The organism is Mixta sp., assembly GCF_024610815.1.
Taxonomy (GTDB): Bacteria; Pseudomonadota; Gammaproteobacteria; order Enterobacterales; family Enterobacteriaceae; genus Mixta; species Mixta calida.
On record NZ_JANION010000041.1, the window covers coordinates 1 to 4,935 of the forward strand.

Here is a 4,935-nt window from a genome sequence, read left to right on the forward strand (position 1 = left end):
CGCCCAGGCGCGGCATCAGCAGAAAATAGAGGCCGATGCCGATAATCAGCAGCGGCAGCACCTGCCGCAGAAAGCCGGACTGGATATGCTGCACCAGCAGCGTGCCGCTGACCGCGCCGATAAAGGTCATGGCGATATTCAGCCGCTGCTCGCGCAGCTTCACCGCGCCGCGCCGCACGAAATAGAGGCTGGCGGAAAAAGAGCCGCCTACCGCCTGTAATTTGTTCGTCGCCAGCACCTGCGCGGGCGACAGCCCGGCGGAAAGCAGCGCGGGCACGGTCAGCAGCCCGCCGCCGCCGGCGATCGAATCGATAAACGACGCCAGCATAGCGACGAAAAACAGCACCCCCAGCATCGCCGGGGAGACAACCCACCAGTCCATGTAAGATCCTAAAGTAGATGTTTATCCAGCAGCGCCTGACAGGATGGCGGCAGCGGCGGCGGTTCGCGTTTCACCGGCGATCCGCCGCCCGGTTTTTTCGGCAGGAACCAGCTTTCCAGCTCGGCGCCGCAGCCGTCTCCCGGCGGCGGCGGGGCCTGATCTTCACATTCCAGACTCTCCGGCGGACAGCGCAGGCGCACATGCATATGGGCGCGATGGCCGAACCACGGGCGCACTTTGCGCAGCCAGTCGCGATCGCTGCCGGCGTCGGCGCACAATTGCTTTTTGATCGCCGGATTGACGAAGATGCGCGTAACCTGCTCATCTTTCGCCGCCAGCTTGATCAGGCTGTCGATTTCCGGCTGCCAGTGGCGCGCCACGACGCGCTTGCCGTCGGCGCTGACCAGATCGAGCGGCTGCGGCTTCAGCAACATCTGCGGCGTCCAGCGCTTTTTCGGCAGCTGAAGCCAGATATCGACATCCAGCCCGCTCTGATGGCTGGCGTGACCGCTGCTGAAGCGCCCGCCCGCCGCCATGCCCATATCGCCAATCAGCACCTGACCCAGCCCCAGGTTATGCACCTGCGTCGTCAGACGCTGAATAAACAGGATCAGATCGGGATGGCCGAAATAGCGACGCTGATCCTGACGCATCACCTGATAAGCCGGATTATTCAACGGCAGCGCTTCGGCGCCGACAATGCAGCCGTTAGCGAAAGCGCCAATCGCCTGCGGCGCCCCGGCGATGGGATGAGTGATGTTTTGCCACGGCGTCGCCGCCAGCGCCGGAGAACTCAGCAGCAGCGCGGCCAGCAGGGAGAGCGTTTTTCTCATACGTCACCAGCGTGGAATGGTGGTGGAAACGTCCGCGCACTGGGCGCGATGGCGCAGCAGATGATCCATCAGCACAATCGCCATCATCGCCTCGGCGATCGGCACCGCGCGGATCCCGACGCAGGGATCGTGACGGCCTTTGGTAATCATCTCCACCTCTTCGCCGTCGCGGGTGATGGTTTTTCCCGGCACGGTAATGCTGGAGGTGGGCTTCATCGCCAGGTGGGCGATCAGCGGCTGGCCGCTGCTGATGCCGCCGAGAATGCCGCCAGCGTGGTTGCTCTGAAAGCCGCTGGCGCGGATCTCATCACGATGCTGGCTGCCGCGCTGGTTAACCACCGCGAAGCCATCGCCGATTTCGATCCCTTTTACCGCGTTGATGCTCATCAGCGCGTGCGCCAGATCGGCGTCCAGACGATCGAACACCGGCTCGCCGAGGCCCACCGGCACATTTTCCGCGATAACCGTGACCTTCGCGCCGATAGAGTCGCCCTCTTTCTTCAGCGCGCGCATCAGCGCGTCCAGCGCCTCCAGCTTGTCGGGATCGGGGCAGAAAAACGGATTCTGTTCGACCTGATTCCAGTCTTTCAGCTCGCAGGCGACGTCGCCGATCTGCGCCAGATAGCCGCGTACCTGCACGCCGAATTTCATCTGCAGATATTTTTTGGCGATGGCGCCCGCCGCCACGCGCATCGCCGTTTCGCGCGCTGAGGAGCGGCCGCCGCCGCGGTAGTCGCGCACGCCATATTTTTGTTCGTAGGTGTAATCGGCATGGCCGGGACGAAACAGATCTTTGATGGCGCCGTAATCCTGCGAGCGCTGATCGGTGTTTTCAATCAGCAGCCCGATGCTGGTGCCGGTAGTGACGCCTTCAAACACGCCGGACAGAATGCGCACCCGATCCGGCTCGCGGCGTTGAGTGGTATAGCGCGAGGTGCCCGGACGGCGCCGGTCGAGATCGTGCTGCAAATCCGCTTCGGTGAGCGGCATGCCCGGCGGCACGCCGTCGACAATACAGCCCAGCGCAATGCCATGCGATTCACCAAAGGTGGTGACGCGAAAAATCTGTCCAATCGTGTTGCCTGCCATCTCGGCTCCGTTATTGTGCGATTAATCTTTGAAGTATTTGAAATGATGTTGTGCGTCGACAATTTGCTGACGGGTCAGCATAAATACGCCGTCGCCGCCGTTATCAAATTCCAGCCAGGTGAACGGCACGTCGGGGTATTGCTCGATCATATGCACCATACTGTTGCCGACTTCGCAAATCAGCACGCCCTCTTCCTGCAGGTAATCAGGCGCGCAGGCCAGAATGCGGCGCACCAGCTTCAGACCGTCGCTGCCCGCCGCCAGGCCCAGTTCCGGCTCATGGCGATATTCACTCGGCAGGTCGTCCATATCATCCGCGTCGACGTAGGGCGGATTGGTGACGATAAGATCGTATTGCACCTTCGGCAGATCGCGGAACAGATCGGAGCGAATCGGAGTAACCTGATGAATCAGGCCATGCTCTTCAATGTTCTGCTCGGCAACCGCCAGCGCGTCGAGAGAAAGATCGACCGCGTCCACTTCCGCTTCCGGGAAGGCCCAGGCGCAGGCGATGGCGATGCAGGCGCTGCCGGTGCACATATCCAGGATGTGCCGCGGCGAGTCGTTCAGCAGTCCGGCGAAGCGGCTGTTGATCAGCTCGCCAATCGGCGAACGCGGCACCAGCACGCGTTCATCGACGTAGAACTCATGGCCGCAAAACCAGGCTTTGTTAGTGAGATAGGCAACCGGAATGCGCTCGTTGACGCGGCGAATCACGCGCTCGACGATACGGTGGCGCTCGCTGGAGGTCAGACGCGCATTGCGCATCTCTTCAGGAATATCCAGCGGCAGATAAAGGGTTGGCAAAACCAGCTGAACAGCTTCGTCCCAGGGATTATCCGTGCCGTGGCCATACCAGATATTGGCCGCCGCGAAACGGCTCACCGCCCAGCGCAGCATATCCTGAATGGTGTGCAGTTCATTGACTGCTTCATCGACGAAAATTTTGTCCACGTTGCCCTCCACAGGCCGTTCCGTAATTACGGCGGTTAGTTTGCCATGAAGCGGACGAGAATTCAGCGCAGCGACGTGAAAAAGCTGACTTTTGTTTACAATGCGGGTTATCGTAGCCCTCAGGCCACGCGGCCTGCGCCACTTAACTGAAAGAAATCAGGCATTATGAAGAAAAAAGAGCAGCTCAGCGCAGAAGATAAGGCGCTGTTTCGTCAGTTGATGACCGGCACCCGCAAACTGAAGCAGGATACGCTGGTGCATCAGCCGCCGCGCAAAAAAGCGCAGGTGTCGCTGAAGCGTCAGCTGTCGGAGCAGGCGGACAACAGTCACTACTTTTCCGATGAGTTCCAGCCGCTGTTGGCGGAGGATGGCCCGGTGCGCTATGTGCGCAGCGATGTCAGCCATTACGAGCTGAAGAAACTGCGGCGCGGCGACTACACGCCTGAAATATTTCTCGATCTGCACGGACTGACGCAGCAACAGGCCAAACAGGAGCTGGGCGCGCTGATCGCCGCCTGTCGACGCGAGCATATTTTTTGCGCCAGCGTGATGCACGGACACGGCAAACATATTCTTAAGCAGCAAACGCCGCTATGGCTGGCTCAGCATCCGTACGTAATGGCGTTTCATCAGGCGCCGAAAGCGTTTGGCGGCGATGCGGCCCTGCTGGTGCTGATCGAAGTGGAAGAGTGGCAGCCGCCAGAATTACCCTGACGGCCTGAGGCGTTACATCGCTTTGGCGAGCCTGGAAGGGCTGACCTGCCACTTTAAGGTACCTTCGCTTTTATCGGCGTCGAAATCGATGCAGGCAATCGCGGAAGTGGCGAACATCGGCGGCGGCTCTTGCGGACAGAGTTCCGACACCAGATAACCGACCAAAGGAAGGTGGGAGATGACCAGAACGGAGGCGACGCCCTCCTTCGCCAGCGCCTGAATATAGCAGGCGACCTGCGCCGGATCCCCGCCGGGCGTCAGCTCCGGCAGCACTTCCTGCTCCTGCGGCAGCCGCAGGGCTTCACGTACTGTGGCAAGTGTCTGCTCCGCCCGCAGATAGGGGCTGACCAGTACCCGTTCAATATCCAGTGTCTGGCTGTTAAGCCAGCTCGCCATCTGGCGTGATTCATCACAACCACAATGGGTCAAAGGCCGCACAGAATCACTGGCTGCCTCGAGTGCAGCGTCGCCGTGACGCATAATAAAAACTTGCATAAAGCACCGCTGTTGTTTAACAAAATCGTCGGATCATCAGGCTGCCCGACGCGTCATTCTGCGAATGAACGCTGTGTTGTAACCTAATGGCCTGAGTATAGTCAACCGATTGTTTAATAAACGAGCTATTGGCGGAACTTGCCACCGGGCGCGGCAAAAATCGTCTTTGCTAAGCCGCTGAATCATTATGGGTATTCGCATCGTCTGGAGAATTGTAAAAGTTCTCTCCCCGCTCGGCGCGTTGACGCAGCGCTTCACATGGCGCGAAGCGATCGCCATATTGATGCATCAGGTTGGCTAATGTGTTTACAACGTTAGCGGCGCCGAGGCTATCCATGTAACGGAAAGGTCCGCCGAGGAAAGGCGGAAAGCCGATGCCGAAAACCGCGCCAATATCGCCGTCGCGCGGACTGCGAATAATGCCCTCATCGAGACAGCGCGCCGCTTCGTTCAGCATTAACATTACAC

The 4,935-nt window shown here is 59.7% G+C and carries 7 protein-coding genes; 1 reads left to right on the top strand and 6 read right to left on the bottom strand.

All coding sequences use genetic code 11. From position 1 onward, the window contains the following. The 4 genes from MYY08_RS02330 to prmB form a co-directional block, all read right to left on the bottom strand. The coding region (locus tag MYY08_RS02330; protein ID WP_288012884.1) for a TSUP family transporter at window positions 1-382 on the bottom strand (382 nt) is incomplete at its 3' end. 8 nt (window positions 383-390) lie between these two features. Beyond that, on the bottom strand, window positions 391-1,215 hold the full coding sequence (mepA, locus tag MYY08_RS02335; protein WP_038625000.1) for a penicillin-insensitive murein endopeptidase: 825 nt from the start codon (window positions 1,213-1,215) through the stop codon (window positions 391-393). Window positions 1,216-1,218: 3 nt separating this feature from the next. Further along, window positions 1,219-2,304 (bottom strand): chorismate synthase, encoded by a 1,086-nt coding sequence (aroC, locus tag MYY08_RS02340; protein WP_038624999.1) that lies wholly within the window; start codon window positions 2,302-2,304, stop codon window positions 1,219-1,221. Window positions 2,305-2,325: 21 nt separating this feature from the next. Beyond that, the gene (gene prmB / locus MYY08_RS02345) at window positions 2,326-3,258 is read right to left on the bottom strand and encodes a 50S ribosomal protein L3 N(5)-glutamine methyltransferase (protein ID WP_038629922.1); all 933 of its coding nucleotides are present in this window, start codon (window positions 3,256-3,258) and stop codon (window positions 2,326-2,328) included. 165 nt (window positions 3,259-3,423) lie between these two features. On the opposite strand from prmB, the gene smrB reads away from it, so the two are divergent. Then, complete coding sequence (smrB, locus tag MYY08_RS02350) at window positions 3,424-3,972, top strand: endonuclease SmrB (protein ID WP_038624998.1); 549 nt, start codon at window positions 3,424-3,426, stop codon at window positions 3,970-3,972. Between the two features lie 12 nt (window positions 3,973-3,984). On the opposite strand, the gene sixA is transcribed toward smrB, so the two are convergent. After that, window positions 3,985-4,467: a phosphohistidine phosphatase SixA gene (gene sixA / locus MYY08_RS02355; protein ID WP_038624997.1), complete on the bottom strand. Its 483-nt coding sequence runs from the start codon at window positions 4,465-4,467 to the stop codon at window positions 3,985-3,987. A 169-nt stretch (window positions 4,468-4,636) separates the two neighbouring features. Further along, the coding region (locus MYY08_RS02360) for a 3-hydroxyacyl-CoA dehydrogenase family protein (protein ID WP_288012893.1) at window positions 4,637-4,935 on the bottom strand (299 nt) is incomplete at its 5' end.